Origin of the sequence: Sphingomonas sp. SORGH_AS_0870, assembly GCF_031453175.1 — a bacterium.
GTDB lineage: Bacteria > Pseudomonadota > Alphaproteobacteria > Sphingomonadales > Sphingomonadaceae > Sphingomonas.
This window is the reverse complement of sequence record NZ_JAVIYW010000002.1, coordinates 110,045-127,500: the sequence shown is the minus strand read 5'-3', so window position 1 is coordinate 127,500 and position 17,456 is coordinate 110,045. Positions and strand designations below refer to the sequence as shown.

The window sequence follows — 17,456 nt, the reverse complement described above, 5'->3', positions numbered from 1 at the left end:
CTTAGGGTGTGCACGCAAGTGCACGCGGTAGCGGAGCGTTCCGTAAGCCTGCGAAGCGATCTGGTAATGGGTCGTGGAGGTATCGGAAGTGCGAATGCAGACATGAGTAGCGATAAAGAGGGTGAGATGCCCTCTCGCCGAAAGACCAAGGGTTCCTGCGCAAGGCTAATCCGCGCAGGGTGAGCCGGCCCCTAAGACGAGCCCGAAGGGGGTAGTCGATGGGAACCACGTTAATATTCGTGGGCCTGGTGGTGTGTGACGGATCTCGTGTGTTGTACGTCCTTATCGGATTGGACGTGCCTCGAAGAGGTCCCGGGAAATAGCCCCACCGTATAGACCGTACCCGAAACCGACACAGGTGGTCAGGTAGAGTATACCAAGGCGCTTGAGAGAAGTGTCCTGAAGGAACTCGGCAAATTGCCTCCGTACCTTCGGAAGAAGGAGGCCCCATGTAAGCGCAAGCTCTCATGGGGGGCACAGGCCAGGGGGTAGCGACTGTTTAGCAAAAACACAGGGCTCTGCTAAGTCGGCTTCAAGACGACGTATAGGGCCTGACGCCTGCCCGGTGCCTGAAGGTTAAGTGGAGGAGTGCAAGCTCTGAAATGAAGCCCAGGTAAACGGCGGCCGTAACTATAACGGTCCTAAGGTAGCGAAATTCCTTGTCGGGTAAGTTCCGACCTGCACGAATGGCGTAACGACTTCCCCACTGTCTCCAGGACATGCTCAGCGAAATTGAATTCTCCGTGAAGATGCGGAGTACCCGCGGTTAGACGGAAAGACCCCGTGCACCTTTACTGCAGCTTCAGAGTGGCATTGGACAAGAACTGTGTAGCATAGGTGGGAGGCTTTGAAGCATTGGCGCCAGCCGATGTGGAGCCATAGGTGAAATACCACCCTGTTGTTGTTTAATGTCTAACCTCGTACCGTGAAACCGGTACAGGGACCCTCTGTGGCGGGTAGTTTGACTGGGGCGGTCGCCTCCTAAAGAGTAACGGAGGCGCGCGAAGGTTGGCTCAGGCCGGTTGGAAACCGGCTGTTAGAGTGCAATGGCATAAGCCAGCCTGACTGCGAGACTGACAAGTCGAGCAGAGACGAAAGTCGGTCATAGTGATCCGGTGGTCCCTCGTGGAAGGGCCATCGCTCAACGGATAAAAGGTACGCCGGGGATAACAGGCTGATAACCCCCAAGAGCTCATATCGACGGGGTTGTTTGGCACCTCGATGTCGGCTCATCACATCCTGGGGCTGGAGCAGGTCCCAAGGGTTTGGCTGTTCGCCAATTAAAGTGGTACGTGAGCTGGGTTCAGAACGTCGCGAGACAGTTTGGTCCCTATCTGCCGTGGGCGTCGAAATTTGAGAGGAGTTGACCCTAGTACGAGAGGACCGGGTTGAACGTACCTCTGGTGTACCTGTCGTCGTGCCAACGGCGCAGCAGGGTAGCTATGTACGGACGGGATAACCGCTGAAAGCATCTAAGCGGGAAGCCTCCCTCAAGATAAGATTTCTCAGGACGGTCGAAGACCACGACCTCGATAGATCGGATGTGGAAGTGCGGTAACGCATGGAGCTAACCGATACTAATTGTCCTATTCGCGCTTGAGAGCTCCACACCCCCACCATCAGCCCTGGGCTAGATGGCAGGGTGCGGTCATTACCAAGCCAGGTGCATCGATTTTATACCCATCACCCCGCCCACAAAGCGGGGTCAGTATTCGCGGACTCTATTGCCTGGTGGCCATAGCGTCGGTGTCCCACCCGATCCCATCCCGAACTCGGCCGTGAAACCCGACTGCGCCAATGGTACTACTGCTCAAGCAGTGGAAGAGTAGGGCGTCGCCAGGCATTATAGTCCGCGTATACACAAAACCCATTCACATTCGTCCCTGCAAAACACCTCCGCGGGGTGGAGCAGCCCGGTAGCTCGTCAGGCTCATAACCTGAAGGCCGCAGGTTCAAATCCTGCCCCCGCAACCAACGCTATAGAACTCGACACGCCGCCCCCACGGGCGGCGTCGGCGTCTGTGGCATACGCCACCAATGACGCCACGCTGGCCACCACTTCTGCGGCGGGACCCTCCGGTTCATCCGGATAGATCGGCACGGCGAAGGCAGGGGATACCAGCCGCAACAGCGTTGCTTGAACCGATCGCTTGGTTTGCGGCAAATCGCTCCGGTTGGTAATGACAGCGGCCATGGTTGTACCCTTTTCCTCCCGTCGCTCGGTGTCTCAGTCCATCTGGACGATGGCGGTCCTTGTGACGGCCAATATGGTCGGTCTCCCCGCACATGCCCGCGAGCCCTCGACGCGGGATGTCGCCGGATGGACCGTCGCGGTCGGGAAGGATGGCGAGGGGTGTTTCATCACGCGCAGCTATGACCGCACCGGTGGGACGACCCTGTTGCTCGGGCTCGACCCGGACGGGGCGAACCGGCTATCGGTGTTGAACGCGCATTGGTCGATCAAGCCCAAGGCGGAGTTGAAGCTCGATTTCCGTCTGTCGGGCGGCAGCTATCCCAAGCATTTCGCGGTCGGGATCGCGTCGGACGGCAAGCAGGGGTTCGTCACCAGCTTCGAGCCGCAATTCCCGACCTATTTCGCGACGTCCCGGCTGCTCGAGATCACGCGCGGAGAGGTGCCGGTCGAGCGGCTGGACCTGGCCGGCAGCGGCGCCGCCATCGCCGCGCTGCGCCGCTGCGTCGCGGAGCAGCGCGCGCAGGCCAAGGGAGCGGACAGGCCCGATGTTCGGGCCGATGATATTCCGGTCGATCCCTTCGCTCCGTCAGCCAAGGCGAAGCGCAAGAAGTGAGCCCTCTCGCACTGGACGTGCGACGGAACGCCCCAAGTTCACGATATGCGGTGGGCAATAATCGGCTGGGCGAAGAACAGGCACAGTCGAACAGATGACGGATTGCAAGTCGAACGCGACACGGCTTGATTGTTCCAGTTGGTTAATGACTGGAAGAAATGTGATGTCTGCTTTCGCGTCGAAATCCCTAGTGGCGGTTGTGGTGCTGGCCGGTGCGGTCAGCCTTGGCGGCTGTGCGACCAAGTCCTTCGTTCGCGAACAGATCGCGCCGGTGAGCCAGCGCGTCGATACGCTGGAGGCCAAGCTGCAGGAAACCGACGGCACCGCCAAGTCGGCGCTTGCGGAGGCCCAGGCCGCCGCCGGGCAGGCCCAGAATAACGGTCAGCGGCTGGATCAGCTGAATGGCCGCGTCGATGGCGTCGAACAGCGGTTGACCGTGCAGGAGCAGAAGCCCGCACGCCGACCGCGCCATTGATGACCCTGGGGGCGGTGTCGAGTCCCCGATCCACCCTGTCCCCTTTCCTCGGTCGGCCTTCCTTATGGGGAGGCCGATCTTTTTCGAGTATGCCGCACCGATGAAGCCGATCTTGCGCGCCCTGGCCGCGCTGATGATGATCACCCCCGTCGCGGCGGGCGCCGCGCGTCCGCCAAAGCCTGCCAAGGCCGCTCCCGCCGATCCGGTCATTATACCGTCCGACGGCGCGGCGCGGGTCATGGCCTGGGTCGCCGCATCGGGCGACAATCGCGGGCTGCCCTGGGCGGTGGTCGACAAGACGCAGGCGGCGATGTTCCTGTTCGATGCGAAGGGCAAGCTGCTCGCCTCGGTGCCGGTCCTGGTCGGCATCGCGACCGGGGACGAGGCCAGCCCCGGCGTCGGCGGCAAGAAGCTCGCCGATCTGGGCCCCGCCGAGAAGACGACCCCCGCCGGGCGATTCCTCGCCAGGTTCGGACTGCCGGTGGCGGGCCAGCGCGTCCTGTGGGTCGATTATGCGACCTCGGTCGCGCTCCATCCGATCCCGTCGGATGCGGGCGCCAGGGAAAAGCGGCGCGAGCGGATGCTGTCGCCGACACCGGAGGATAATCGCATCACCTTTGGCTGCATCAACGTGCCCAAGGGTTTCTACGGCCGCCAGTTGCGCCCGCAATTCCAGAAGAAGGGCGGCTATGTCTATATCCTGCCCGACACCAAGCCGCTGGAGCAGGTTTTCCCGCGTTTGCGCGTACAGGCCGTTGCCGCTTCCTAGGGCGGATCGACATTCAGTATTACTTCTTCTTCCCCCTCTCTCCCCTGGACAGGGGAGAGGGTTAGCGAAGCTTGCCAACCCGCTGGCTAGCGTAGCTTGGGTGAGGGGTTGAGCGAGCCCAAAGGCTCGCGGCGCTCGCCAAGCGAGCGCCCACCCCTCACCCAGCTCCGACTAAGCCTTTGCTCTCGCAAAGGCCAAGTCTGCGCAACCCTCTCCCCTCTGCGAGGGGCGAGGGGAGGATAAGGCATCGCTGAATGTCGATCGGCCTTAAATTGGATGGATCAGACCGGCCCGACTGCGTCGAGATAGGCATTGCCCCCTTCGTCCCCAAGCCATCCCACGAGCTGTACGCCGGATTCCTCCAGAACCGCCTCATAGGCCGCGGCACCCAGTGAGGCGGACTCCAGCCCGGTCAGCGTATCGCGCCACACGCACGCCTCGCGCGGGACGCTGACCAATAGCCTGCCGCCCGGTTCCAGTGCCCGTGCCATCCGGCGCAGCATGTTCGGTTGCTCCGCTGCATCCAGCAGGAAGAGAAAGCCGATGGCGATGATCCCGGGATGACGGCGGTTGAAAAAATGACTGGTCTGCGCCGGTTCGCACGCGATGGCCATGTCTGGAAAGCGCCGGGCGAAGGCGGCTGCGAGCCTGGGAGCGGCGTCGACGCCCGCCACGCGATACCCCTTGTCGACCAGGGCCTGGGCGATCGGCATGCCGTGGCCACACCCGATGTCGAGAATCGTGGCACCCGGCGCGATATGCCGCTCCGCCCAGTCACAGACCGGCGATGTTCCGATGCCGGAGCGCAGCGCAATGAAGCGATCGGCGACGGCTTCCCAACCGGCGGAACTGTCCTTCATGCTTTCGCCCTCCCGCCCGCTTGAACCGGTTCATAGCACGGCATCCCACCGGCCGATCCGGCATACAGGATCAGACAACGACCGAAATATCCGGTACGCGACATATTTAATCGTTTGCAAAGGCTTGTCCGGTAACGAACTCCCCCATCAAACAGGGGAGAGGGACATTATGCGTCTTCAACGGCTGCTCATTTCGGCCATTCCGTTCGCGCTACTGGTGCCGGCGCACGCTCAGGGGCAGACGGCGCCGACCGACAAGCCTGCGGACGACAAGGCTGCGCGGGCCGATACGCTCAACAAGGATGTGGTCGTCACCGCCGTGGCGCGTGGGCGCGATCGTCTGGACAGCGCCATCTCGACCAGCTCGCTCGGCGCGGCCGAGATCCTGAAGGCGGCGCCGCGTTCGACCGCCGAGATCTTTCGCAACATCCCCGGCATCCGATCGGAAAGCTCGGGCGGCGACGGCAACGCCAATATCTCGATCCGTGGCCTGCCGATCGCGTCGGGCGGCGCCAAGTTCCTGCAATTGCAAGAGGACGGCCTGCCGGTGCTGGAGTTCGGCGACATCACCTTCGGCAATGCCGACATCTTCCTGCGTGCCGATATGAACGTGTCGTCGGTCGATGCCATTCGCGGCGGTTCGGCCTCGACCTTCTCGTCCAACTCGCCGGGCGGGGTCATCAACATGATCTCCAAGACCGGCGAGGTGCCGGGCGGCGCGATCATGGCGACGGCGGGCCTCGACTATGGCGAATACCGGCTCGACTTCGATTACGGGGCCAAGCTCTCCGACACGCTGCGCTTCCATATCGGCGGCTTCTATCACCAGGGCGAGGGGCCGCGCCGGGTCGGCTATGACGGCACCAAGGGCGGCCAGATCAAGCTGAACGTTACCAAGGAGTTCAGCGGCGGCTATATCCGCTTCTACGGCAAGTTCCTCAACGACCGGTCGGCGGCCTATCTGCCCAATCCGGTGCGCGTGACCGGCACCAACGCCAATCCGCGATACGAGAATGTCCCGGGATTCGACATCGCCCGCGACGCGCTGCTGTCGCGCTACGACACCAGCAACGTGACGCTGGACGGGCAGAACAACCCGGTGGTCGACGACAAGCGCGACGGCCAGCATCCGGTGGTCAACGCCTTCGGGGTCGAGACGCGCTTCGACGTGTCGGGTTGGACCGTGACCGACCGGTTCCGCTATGCCGATGTCTCGGGCCGGTTCATCTCGAACTTCCCCTCGGCGGTCGACAGTGCGGCGGCGACCGCGACGGCGCTGGGCGGCGCGGGGGCGACGCTGCGCTATGCCAGCGGGCCGAATAGCGGGCAGGCGATCACCAACCTGTCCGGGCTGAACGGCAACGGCCTGCTCGCGCGCGTGGTGGTGTTCGACACCAAGCTGAACAGCCTGGACAATGTCACCAACGACCTGCGCGCCAGCCGCGTCTACACCATCGGCAAGGGTGAGTTGACCACCACCGCCGGCTTCTACAAGTCGCGCCAGACGATCGACACCGACTGGCTATGGACCTCGACGCTGATGGACGTGCGCGGCGACGGTCGCGCGGCGCTGGTCGACGTGGTCAATGCCGCGGGCGTGCCGCAGACGCAGAACGGCTATTATGCGTTCGGGGCGGACTATTTCGGCGGCTGCTGTCGCCGCAGCTACCGCGTCGATTACAACGTCAACGCGCCGTTCGGATCGCTGAACTACAAGATCGGGCGTTTCGCGCTGGGCGCCAGCGTCCGCTACGACTTCGGCAATGCGCAAGGGGCGATCTTCGGGTCGGATCTGGGTGGCGGTCGCGTCGGCACTACGGTGCGCGACATGAATGGCGACGGCGTGATTTCGGCGGCCGAGCGGCGCGTGGCGGTGATCCCGCTGACCAACCCGGCGCCGGTCGATTATAGCTGGCACTATCTGTCCTACTCGTCGGGGATCAACTTCCGCGTGTCGGAGCCGTTCGCGATGTTCGTCCGCTATAGCCGGGGCGCGCGCGCCAATGCCGACCGGCTATTGTTCGGCCCGGCGGTCAGCACGACCGACGGCCATCTGATCAACAAGGACGCGGCGGTCGACTATGTGCGCCAAGCCGAGCTGGGCCTGAAATATCGCAGGAACGGCATGTATGTGAACCTGACCGGCTTCTGGGCGCGCACCGAGGAGCAGAATTACGAGGCGACGCGTCAGGTCTTCATCGACCGCGAATATCGCGCCTATGGCCTGGAGCTGGACGGGGCGTATAGCGTCGGCCCGTTCAACATGACCGGCGGGGCGACCTGGACCGATGCCAAGATCGTCAGCGACGCGCTGAACCCCGGCGTGGTCGGCAACACCCCGCGCCGCCAGGCCCGGCTGATCTTCCAGGCGACGCCGCAGGTCGATCTGGACCGCGTTACGATCGGCGCGAACGTGATCGGCACGACCAGCAGCTATGCGCAGGACAGCAACCAGCTGAAGCTGCCCGGCTATACGGTGGTCAACGCCTTTATGCAGTTCCGCGCGACCGACCGTATCCTGGTCTCGCTGAACAGTAACAACCTGTTCAACGCCCTGGGCTTTACCGAGGCGGAGGACGGCGTGATCCCGGCCAACGGCATCGTGCGTGCGCGCGCCATCAACGCGCGGACGACCTCGCTGTCGGTGCGGGTCGGCTTCTGAACCGGCGAGGGGGCGTGCGGCCATGCGCCGCCGCCCCCCGCTAGGACCCGTCGGTTCGCTGGCGAAACACCATTGATATGTTAACGGTCGCGGTCGCATAGGCGGGCGATGCAGACGGAGCGTTCGCCCAATATGTGCCTGGAGCCGAATGGTCCCGTGAGCGAGCTTTACCGTCAATCGCTCGTGATGCGCGCCATCGGCACGCCCTTCGTCGCCGATCTGCTGGCGGCGGTGGACCGGCAGTTGGAGAATGCGCCGCAGACCGCGACGCTGATCCGGTCCTGGGGCGCCAATGCGGCATCCTCGGCGATCGCGATGCGGATCAACGCCGCCTTTCACGCGCTCGCGCGGCAGGGCAGGGTGCCGCTGCTCAGCGCGCTCTATGCCGGGGAGCATCGCCGTTTCGACGAGGCGGTCGCGCTGGCGCTGGCGGCGCATGACGGCTTCTTCGTCGACTGGCTGCGACAGGTGCCGCAGACCAACGAGGTCGGGCGAGCGGCGGCGCTTCATGCCGCGCTGATGGTCCTGGCGCGCGACCATGGCCTGGACTTCGAATTGCTGGAGATCGGGGCGAGTGCCGGGTTGAACCTCAATCTGGCGCGCTATGCCTATGACCTGGGCGGCGTACGCGCGGGCATGGCGACCTCGCCGGTGCGGATCGCGCCGGTCTGGCAGGGCGCGCCGCCGCCCGAGGCGGCCGTGGTCGTGCGGGAGGCGCATGGGGTCGATCTCCATCCGCTCGACGTGAACGATCCGGCGGCCTGCGAGCGGCTGGCCTCCTTCGTCTTTGCCGACCAGCCCGAACGCGGCGCGCGACTCGGCCATGCGCTGGCGCTGGCGCGGCAATATCCCCCGCGCATCGCGGCGGGGAATGCCGCCGAATGGCTCGCGACGCAGTTGGCTGACCCGCAGGCGGAGCGGCGTCACCGGGTCGTCCTGCATTCGATGGTGCTGCAATATGTCGATGCGGGCGACCGGGCCGCGATCGAGGCGGCGCTGGCGCGCGCGGGGCAGGCGGCGAGCGACTCGCGGCCCTTGGCCTGTATCGGCTTCGAATGGGATGCCCGGCGCGAGCGAGTCGAACTGCGTTTGCGCTCCTGGCCCGACGGTCGCGACCATATTCTGGCCCATTGCCACCCCTACGGTGCGTCGATCACCTGGCTGGAGGGGTGAATCCCGGTCCGATCGGTCCGTAACTGGACTGGTTTCACTCATAATTAACGCCATCCCCCCTAGGCGTCGTTTCAACGAAAATTTCCAAGAACGACGGGGATCATGCGCATTCATTCCATGATGGCGACGCTGGCATCACTGAGCCTCGTCGCGCGTGGCCGTCCGCTTCATCGGCAGACGGCGTCGGCTCTGGCCTGCCCGGCATGGTGATCCGCATGTCGCCCTCCGCCCCTGTCGAGAGAGTCGCATAATGCTCACGAACATGAACATTCCCAAGAAGCTGGGCGTGTCGTTCCTGGTGATCAGCCTGTCCGCGGCGGTGATGACGATCGTGTTCTTCGTCAACATCTGGGAAATCCGGAGCGCGACGGCACGCAACAACCATGCACAGGAAGTCTATGCCAAGGCGCTGACGCTGGAGACGTCGATCCTGCGCGAGAACAGCCAGCTGCGCGGTTTCCTCGTCACGGCGGACAAGAGCTACCTCAAATCCTATGAGGAAGCACGCAAGGAATATGACACGACCAGCCGCGAACTGACTGCGATGCTGACCGACTCGACCGAGCTGGCCCATGTCGCCAAGTCGCGCGCCGAGGCGACCCGGTGGCGGCGGCAGTGGAGCGACCGGCTGACCGAATGGGTCAAGGCGGGGCGGCGCGACGAGGCGCAGCAGGCGGTGCGCGATGCGGGCAAGGCGGTGTTGACCAGCGACATCGTCCTGCCGCTGCGCGCGGTCCGCGACCAGGAGACGGCGGCGATCAAGGAAAACGCCGCGTCGCAGGAAGGCGCGATCACGACCGCGACCATCGCGCTGGTGCTGGGCGGCATCATGCTGATCGGTATCGCCATCACGCTTCAGATGATGCTGAGCCGCAGCATCGCACGGCCGATCACCGCACTGACCCGGCGGATGGCGGATCTGGCGCGCGGGCATAACGATGTCGACGTGCCCGGCCATGCGCGCGGCGACGAACTGGGCGACATGGCGCGCGCGGTGGTCGTCTTCCGCGACGCCGCCAAGGCCAAGGTCAGCGACGACCGCGAGCGGGAACAGGCGTTGCAGGCGATCGGCTCGGGCCTGTCGTCGCTCTCGGAGGCGGACCTGACCGTCCGTCTGACCGACCTGCCGCCCGCCTTCCATCAGCTGGCCGCCGACTTCAACCGCGCGGTCCAGAATCTCGCGGGGCTGACCAGCCATGTGCGCGGCAGCGCGGGCGCGATCCGCTCCAATATCGAGGAGATCCGGCAGGCGACGGACAATCTGTCGGCCCGCAGCGAGCAGCAGGCGGCCAGCCTGCGCGAAACCGCCGCGGCGGTGGGTGAGATCACGCAAGGGGTGCGCGACGGCGCGCTCAATGCCAGCCAGGCCAATCGCGCCGTGACCGAGGCGCGTGACGAGGCGGAGAAGGGCGGCCAGATCGTCGCCAAGTCGATCACCGCGATGAATGGCATCGACCAGGCCAGCCGCGAGATCGTCGACATCATCACGGTGATCGATGGCATCGCCTTCCAGACCAATCTCCTGGCGCTGAACGCCGGGGTCGAGGCCGCGCGGGCCGGGGACGCGGGCAAGGGCTTTGCCGTCGTCGCCTCCGAAGTCCGCGCGCTGGCGCAGCGCTCGGCGGATGCGGCATCGGACGTGAAGTCGCGCATCCTGTCGGCGATCGAGCATGTGAAGTCGGGCGTGGTGCTGGTCGACGAGACCGGCAACGCGCTGCAACGGATCATCGGCAAGGTGTCGGACGTCAGCACCGTGGTCGACGTCATCGCGCGCTCCTCCGAACAGCAGGCGCACAGCCTGAGCCAGGTGAACATCGCGATCGGCGAGATCGATTCGGTGACTCAGCAGAATGCCGCGATGGTCGAGGAATCGACGGCGGCGGCGACGATGCTGGCCAAGGAATGCGGCGCGCTCGTTTCCTCGGTGATGCGCTTCAACGTCGATCCGGTTGCCTCTGCCGCGACTGGCCATGCCGATCGCGTGTCGCCGATGCGGCTGGCCTCGTAGCAAGCCCGTCCCCTGACAGGGTCGGAGTGACCTTGGGCCGATCGCCATTCAGCGATCCCTTTCCTTCCCTCGCCCCTCGCAGAGGGGAGAGGGTTGCGCAGACTTGGCCTTTGCGACAGCAAAGGCTTAGTCGAAGCTGGGTGAGGGGTGGGCGCTCGCGAAGCGAGCGCGCGAGCCTTTCGGCTCGCTCAACCCCTCACCCAAGCTCCGCTAGCCAGCATCGCTAACCCTCTCCCCTGTCCAGGGGAGAGCGGAAGAAGACGCAATACTGAACGTCGATCCACACTGAGGGGATCAGGCCTCGCGGCGCATCTCGAAGGTCCGCGACAGGCCGTGATAGAGCTTCTCGCGGCACACCAGCGCGCTGACCCCGTCGGCGATATAGGCGGTGGCGAACATCGGCAGCATCAGGCCGCGGCTGTTCGTGGTTTCGGCCAGGATGATGACCGCGGTCAGCGGCGCGCGGACCACGCCCGCGAAATAGCCGACCATGCCCAGGATCACGATCGCCGATGACGGCGAATCGGTGAAGACCGACCGCAGGATATTGCCGATCCCCGCCCCGACCGCGAGCGAGGGGGCGAAGATGCCGCCGGGCAGCCCGGCGACCGCCGTGGCCAGCGTCGCGACGAACTTGGCCGGGCCGAACCAGAGCGGCGCGTCATGCCCCGCGATCATCGCCCGCGCCGCGCCGTAACCGGTGCCCCAGGTCAGCCCCGTCGCACAGCCCAGCGCCCCCACGACCAGTCCGCACAGCGCGGCGAACAGGATCGGCTGCGCCTTGGCCTGGCGGGTGATCCGATTCGATCCCGTGGCCAGCGTCAGCATCAACCGGGAAAAGGCGCCGCCCGCCAGCCCGCCGACGATCCCGGCGACCGGCACCACGAACAATGCCGAGGCCAGGCTCATATGCGCGCCGATCAGCCCGAAATAGACATAATCCCCCTGCACCGACTGCGCGACCATGCCCGCGATCACGATGGCGGCGATGACCAGCAGGGTCACCCGCTGCTCATAGGCGGAGGCGAGTTCCTCGATCGCGAAGAGCAGTCCGGCCAGCGGCGTGTTGAACGCCGCCGCCACGCCCGCCGCGCCGCCCGCGATCAGCACCGCGCCGCGCAAGGGCACGCGCAGCAGCCGGTGGCTCAGCCCCATCACGGCGGCGGCGATCTGCACCGTCGGCCCCTCGCGCCCTACCGACGCACCGCCCAGCACCGCGACCAGCGTCAGCAGCGCCTTGCCGGTCACGGTGCGGATCGACACCAGCGAATGGGTCGCCCCCTCCGGATCGCCCTGCGCGGCGATCACCTGCGGAATGCCCGACCCGCGCGCGAGCGGGACGTAGCGGCGGGTGATCCACACCAGTCCCGCAAAGATCAGCGGCGTCGCGACCAGCGGGGCATAGGGGTAGCGCGCGGCGAATCGGCCGAACATCTCCCCCGCCGCATCGGCGGCCAGTGCGAAGACGGTGGCCGCCAGCCCGATCGCGATCGCGCCCAGCAAAATGGCGAGTCGCGTCCGGAATCGCACGGATTGCGGGCCACGGCTGCGGAGCAGCGCGCGGTAGCGCGCGGGTGTCCATCGGAGGGGGTTCGATCGGGGCATGCCACCGTCTTACCCCGCCCGCCGGATAAGGCTAGCGGGGGTGCTTGCGATCATGGTCGCAAGCGACGAATTCCGCGATCCGGCCAGCGGGGCCGCGCGGATGCGCTGCCCCGCTCGTCCTCACCAGTTCACGCCCGCACGGGCATAGAGATAACGGCCGTTGAACCCGAAGGGCGAATAATAGGGGAAGCCCAGCACGCCGGTCGAGTTGTTCGCCGCGATCTGGCGCTCCGGATAGACGTCGAACAGGTTGCTGACGCCCAGGCCCAGCTGCACGCCGCGATCGGCGGTGTAGCGCAGCTCCAGATCGGTGATCGCGCGGCGTCCGACCGGCACGTCGGCGGCGGCGGTGGTGCCCGGCTGGATCACGTTTCCGTAATAGGTGACGCGCGCCAGCGCGCCCAGCCGGTCGAGCGACCAGTCGATGCTGCCCGTCACCTTCTGGCGGGGCGTGCCCTGTTCCAGCGTCAGGATGCGGCTGCGCGCGAACAGCGTCGGCGCGGGGTTCAGCACCGCGGTCGAGGTCGGCACGCGGGTCACGTCGACATCGTTGATGTTGCCCGCGACGGTGAAGTCGAACACCCCCGCCTGGGTCGTGCGCCAGCGATAATGCGCGACCGCGTCGATCCCCTGCGTGGTCGAGGCCAGCCCGTTGATGAAGAAGCGTGCCGCCGACACGTTGAACGGCGCGAGCAGCGCGGCGACCTGTGGGCTGAACGTCGCCTGGATATTCTCCGACAGGCCCAGCTGGTTGCGCAGCTTGATGCGATAGGCGTCGACCGTCAGGTCGAACCCGCCGAACCGGATCACCGTGCCCGCCGACAGGTTGGTCGACTTTTCCGGCTCCAGCGACAGTCCGCCCAGCGCCGCGCCGACCGAGGAGACCGAGGGGAAGGTGCCGGTCAGGATCGGCACGCCATTGGTCACGACCGAGGCGATCTGGGTGAAATATTGCTGTTGCAGCGACGGCGCGCGGAATCCGGTCGAGGCGGTGGCGCGGAAGGCGAGCCAGTCGGCCACGTCGTAGCGCGCCGAGATCTTGCCGTTCGCCGTGCTGCCGAAGTCCGAATAATCCTCGAACCGGCCCGCCAGGCCCAGCAGGAACTTGTCGGTCACCTGCGCCTCGACATCGACATAGGCGCTGACGTTGCGGCGGCTGCGCTTGGTCTCGTTGCGCGGCGAGAAGCCGCCAAAGCCCTGTGCGCCGGGCGATGCGCCCGCCACCGCGCCGCTGGTCGGATAGCCATAGGAGGCCAGCTCGCCCGCGACGATCTTGTAACCCTCGCGCCGGCCCTCCAGCCCGAAGGCCAGGTTCAGCGACTGGAAGACGTCGAACTTGCGCGTCACGTCCAGCCCGGCGACATATTGGTCATAGATCAGCGCGCCGTCGTCGAAATTGCGCGGGGTCGCCGCGCCATAGGCGTAATTGGCGGAATTGAGCGTGCGGAAGGCGATCTTGTTGCGGCCATAGCTGAACGACAGGTCGACATCGAACCCGGCCAGCTGGCCCTTGAGGCCCGCCGCCGAATTCAGGTCCTGCGACTTGGTGTTGATGATCGGCAGGAAGCCGTCGGGATAGCCCGCCGTGCGCGTCGCGGCGCTCGCCAGCCGGGGGAAGGCGGCGCTGCGCGAGTCGCGGTCCTGATAGCCGACCCAGCCATACAGGCTCCATGTGTCGGTCAGCGAGGTGCCCGCATTGATGAAGCCGGTATATTGCTCGACCGCCGGGTCGCCGTAACGGCCGGTGATCCGGGTCGGGGTGACGCGCGGGTCGAAATCGGCGCGGTTGGTCGGCTGGCGGTTCAGATACTCGCCCGAGACGGTGATGAAGCCGTCCTCGCCAAAGCCGATCCCCTGCCACAGCGAGGCGGTGACGGCATGTTCGCCGGTGACGTGGCGGCTGCCGCGCGCGGTGTCGACCTGGGTGTCGTAGAAGCCGTAATTCACCTGTGCGCCGCCGCCCGACCGGGCCTGGCGCAGCCGGAGGTTGACCACGCCCGCGATCGCGTCCGAGCCATATTGCGCCGAGGCGCCGTCGCGCAGCACCTCGATCCGGTCGAGCGCGACCGTCGGGATGGTGTTGAGATCGACCGCCGCCGATCCGCGCCCGACCGTGCCGTTGGTGTTGAGCAGCGCCGAGGTGTGGCCGCGAATGCCGTTGATCAGGACCAAAGTCTGGTCGGGCGACAGGCCGCGCAGCGTTGCCGGGCGGATCGAGTCGGTGCCGTCATTGGCGGAGGGACGCGGAAAGTCGATCGAGGGCGCGACCGCCGACAGCGCCGCGCCCAGTTCGGTCGTCCCCTGCCGCTGAAGGCTCGACGCGCTCAGCACGTCGACCGGCGAAATGCTGTCCAGCCGGGTGCGCCCCTCGACACGCGTGCCGGTGACGATGATGTCATTGCCCTCGCTGGCGGTCGTCGCCGCGTCGCCACCGGTGGGCGCGCTCTGCGCCGGTTCGGACGGCTGGCCGGGGGTGGCCTGCTGCGCCCAGACCGGCATCGCCGTCAGGCTCGCCAGAAATGTCCCCGCCAATGCGGCCTTGCGAAGCTGATGCACGCGTCGATCTCCCTTGTGCAGCCCTGTCCCTGAAGCAGGCTATATGCGCCCATGCGTCCGATTGATCGGCGGAGAAAATCTGTGCGCTGCACAAGAGGCGGTTGACCGATAGGGAAGGGCGTCAGAACCGCCCCTCGAAACTCAACCCCAGGATGCGGGGATTGGACAGGGTGCCCCGCACGCGGCCGTCGAAATCGGTGTAGAAGGACGTCGGCTGCTGTCGGTCGAAGATGTTGCTGGCGATCAGATAGGCGCCGAAATGCTGGTTCCGCCACCCCAGCTTGGCATTCACCAGCGTCAGCGGGCGGATGTCGCGCACGCTCTGGTTCACCGTGTCTTGGTAGAAGGCATCGCGGTAGGTCGCATTCACATTGGCGAACAGCCCGCTATCGTCGTGCCACGTCCCTCCGGCGGAGGCGGTCCAGTGCGGCGCGTTGGCGAATTCATTGCCGCTGGCCGATCGTCCGAGCGTGCCGACCGGGACGGTGAAGTCGAGGAACTTCGACCGGCTGTGCCCGACCCCGACATACAGGTCGAGCGTGCGGGTCGGCCGCCCGCGCAGCTCCGCCTCGAAGCCATAGAGGCGCGACTTGCCCGCATTGACGACCTGGGTGTCGAACACCGCGCCGGGGGTCAGCCGCACCGCCACCTGCTGGTCGCGCCAGTCGATATAATAGGCATTGGCATTGAAGCTGAGCTTGCGGTCGAACCAGTCGGATCGCAGCGCGACTTCATAGTTCCAGGTATATTCGGGGGCATAGGTGAAGGCCTGGCCGCGCTGCTGGTTGATGCCCGCCCCGCCGGCGCGATAGCCGCGCTGCACCGTCGCGCTCAGCCCGATATTGGGCGCGACGTCCCAGGTCAGTCCCAGCTTGGGCAGCCAGGCGTCATAGGTGATGGTCCGGATCGGCTCGACGCTGGTCGCCCCGGCGGCGGTGGCGACCAGCAGGGCGTTCAGCCGGGTGACGATCGGCGCCAGCGCGGGCACGGGCAGCCGCGCCGGATCGGGCAGCGTGCCGTTGAGCACGACCGACTGGGTGGCGCCGCGCTGCTGCCGCTCATTGTCGTAGCGCAGCCCGGCGCGCAGTTTCAGCCGCGCGGTCAGCGGGAAGGTCAGGTCGGTGAACCCGGCCAGGTTGCGGGTCAGTCGCGGCTGGGTCAGGCGGTTGCGGATCGGAACGACGCCGCCATACAGGCCCAGCACCGTGTTCACGACCGGCTGCGACAGGCCGAGCGCCAGCAGCTGCCGGTCGACGCCCAGCCGGGTCAGGTTCAGATCCTGCGTCGCCTCGAACAGATAGTCGCGATTGTCCTCGCGCAGATAATAGGCGCCGACCAGCCCCTGGACCCAGGGCAGGTCGATGCCCAGCCGCAGTTCCTGCTGCACCGTCTTGGCGGGATCGCGGGTCAGGCTGAGCTGGCCGGGGGTCGCGTTGCGATCGGGATCGGCGACATAATGGGCGCGGACGTCGGAATAGTTGGTGACGGAGGTCAGGTCGAACCCGCCGCCCAGCGCATAATGCGCTTCCAGCGTGGCGATGTCGCTGACCACGCGGGTATCGGTCGCGACGTCCTCGGTGACGATGCGGTCGGTAGGCTTGTAGGGGGCGTCGAACTCATAGGCATAGACGCCGCGCACATGGCGATCGTGCAGATAGGTCGCGACCACCCGCAGTCCGGGGAGCGCGTCGGGGGTGACCAGCAGCTTGCCGCGCAGCGTCTCCGACTGGCGGGCATCGGCGTCGCGGTGGAGCGTGGTGTTGTGGACCAGCCCGTCGGTCCGGGCGACCTCGCCCGCCAGCCGGAAGGCGATCTGGTCGCCGAGCAGCGGGCCACCGATCGCCGCGCCTGCGCGCCGCTGGCCATCGGGGCCGGTCAGCATCACGCGCGCCTGGCCGCTCCATTCGTAACCGGGGTCGGTGGTGCGCACGATCACCGCACCCGCCAGCGCGTTGCGCCCCTGCACGGTCGATTGCGGCCCGCGAAACACCTCCACCTGGGCGATGTCGTAAAGGTCGAGCGGCCCGGTGTTCAGCGCCGCACGGGGCAGCACCGCGCCGTCGACATAGACGCTGGCCAGCGCCCCGTCGCCCGCGCCCGAGACGTTGAAGGCGTCGATGCCGCGGATCGTGAAGCTGGTCCGGTCGGCGCCGATCGAGACGTTGGGCGTGCGCTGGAGCACGTCATAGACGTCGAGCAGATTCTGGTTCCGGATCGTCTCGGCGGTGGTGACGGCGACGCTGGCGGGGGTTTCCTGCAAGGTGCGACCGGCCTTTTCCCCCAGCACGACGATGTCGTTGCTGCTGTCCTGCACCGCCGCATCGGGCTGCGGCGGCGGTGCCACCTGCGCGAACAGCGGCGTCGCGGCCGAGCCAAGGAGCACGACCAGCACCGATCGAACCATCATCGTCTTATCCCCCATTTCGTTACGCTCGCGCGCTAATCATCGTGATTATGCGAGTCAATCTCATTATCATGATGGGGGCAGTCGGGGCGGTGACCTTGGCGATGGTCGATCGGACAGACCCCCGCCCTGTCCGC

10 protein-coding genes, 1 tRNA gene and 2 rRNA genes (1 of these 13 cut by a window edge) are annotated in these 17,456 nt (G+C 66.1%); 9 read left to right on the top strand and 4 right to left on the bottom strand.

What is annotated here, in order from left to right; translation table 11 throughout:
• The 6 genes from QE363_RS00925 to QE363_RS00900 all read left to right on the top strand — a co-directional run.
• A 23S ribosomal RNA gene (locus tag QE363_RS00925) occupies positions 1–1,601 on the top strand (it extends 1,191 nt beyond the left edge of the window).
• Between the two features lie 126 nt (positions 1,602–1,727).
• A 5S ribosomal RNA gene (gene rrf / locus QE363_RS00920) occupies positions 1,728–1,842 on the top strand.
• Positions 1,843–1,897: 55 nt separating this feature from the next.
• Positions 1,898–1,974, top strand: a tRNA-Met gene (locus QE363_RS00915).
• Between the two features lie 281 nt (positions 1,975–2,255).
• Entirely contained in the window at positions 2,256–2,807 is a 552-nt protein-coding gene (locus QE363_RS00910) for a hypothetical protein (RefSeq protein WP_309690832.1), read from the top strand.
• A gap of 163 nt (positions 2,808–2,970) precedes the next feature.
• Positions 2,971–3,282, top strand: coding sequence for a hypothetical protein (locus tag QE363_RS00905; protein WP_307101393.1), 312 nt, complete (start codon positions 2,971–2,973; stop codon positions 3,280–3,282).
• A 100-nt stretch (positions 3,283–3,382) separates the two neighbouring features.
• Positions 3,383–4,051: a hypothetical protein gene (locus QE363_RS00900; protein ID WP_309690829.1), complete on the top strand. Its 669-nt coding sequence runs from the start codon at positions 3,383–3,385 to the stop codon at positions 4,049–4,051.
• A gap of 281 nt (positions 4,052–4,332) precedes the next feature.
• Here QE363_RS00900 and QE363_RS00895 read toward each other — a convergent pair whose 3' ends face one another.
• Positions 4,333–4,911, bottom strand: a complete 579-nt coding sequence (locus QE363_RS00895) for a class I SAM-dependent methyltransferase (protein ID WP_309690828.1) — start codon at positions 4,909–4,911, stop codon at positions 4,333–4,335.
• 169 nt (positions 4,912–5,080) lie between these two features.
• On the opposite strand from QE363_RS00895, the gene QE363_RS00890 reads away from it, so the two are divergent.
• The 3 genes from QE363_RS00890 (at position 5,081) to QE363_RS00880 (ending at position 10,754) form a co-directional block, all read left to right on the top strand.
• Positions 5,081–7,573 carry a TonB-dependent receptor domain-containing protein gene (locus tag QE363_RS00890; RefSeq protein WP_309690826.1) on the top strand — a complete coding sequence of 831 codons (2,493 nt, stop codon included), beginning with the start codon at positions 5,081–5,083 and terminating at the stop codon, positions 7,571–7,573.
• Between the two features lie 156 nt (positions 7,574–7,729).
• Positions 7,730–8,746 carry a DUF2332 family protein gene (locus QE363_RS00885; protein ID WP_309690824.1) on the top strand — a complete coding sequence of 339 codons (1,017 nt, stop codon included), beginning with the start codon at positions 7,730–7,732 and terminating at the stop codon, positions 8,744–8,746.
• A 250-nt stretch (positions 8,747–8,996) separates the two neighbouring features.
• A complete protein-coding gene (locus tag QE363_RS00880; protein WP_309690822.1) occupies positions 8,997–10,754 on the top strand; it encodes a methyl-accepting chemotaxis protein in 1,758 nt (585 codons plus the stop codon).
• Between the two features lie 294 nt (positions 10,755–11,048).
• Here the strand turns inward: QE363_RS00880 and QE363_RS00875 are convergent, their stop codons facing one another.
• From QE363_RS00875 to QE363_RS00865, 3 genes are all read right to left on the bottom strand, one after another.
• Positions 11,049–12,359: a chloride channel protein gene (locus QE363_RS00875; protein ID WP_309690820.1), complete on the bottom strand. Its 1,311-nt coding sequence runs from the start codon at positions 12,357–12,359 to the stop codon at positions 11,049–11,051.
• 120 nt (positions 12,360–12,479) lie between these two features.
• A complete protein-coding gene (locus QE363_RS00870) occupies positions 12,480–14,858 on the bottom strand; it encodes a TonB-dependent receptor plug domain-containing protein (RefSeq protein ID WP_405052673.1) in 2,379 nt (792 codons plus the stop codon).
• A 178-nt stretch (positions 14,859–15,036) separates the two neighbouring features.
• Positions 15,037–17,322 carry a TonB-dependent receptor domain-containing protein gene (locus tag QE363_RS00865; RefSeq protein WP_309690815.1) on the bottom strand — a complete coding sequence of 762 codons (2,286 nt, stop codon included), beginning with the start codon at positions 17,320–17,322 and terminating at the stop codon, positions 15,037–15,039.
• Positions 17,323–17,456 lie beyond the last annotated feature (134 nt).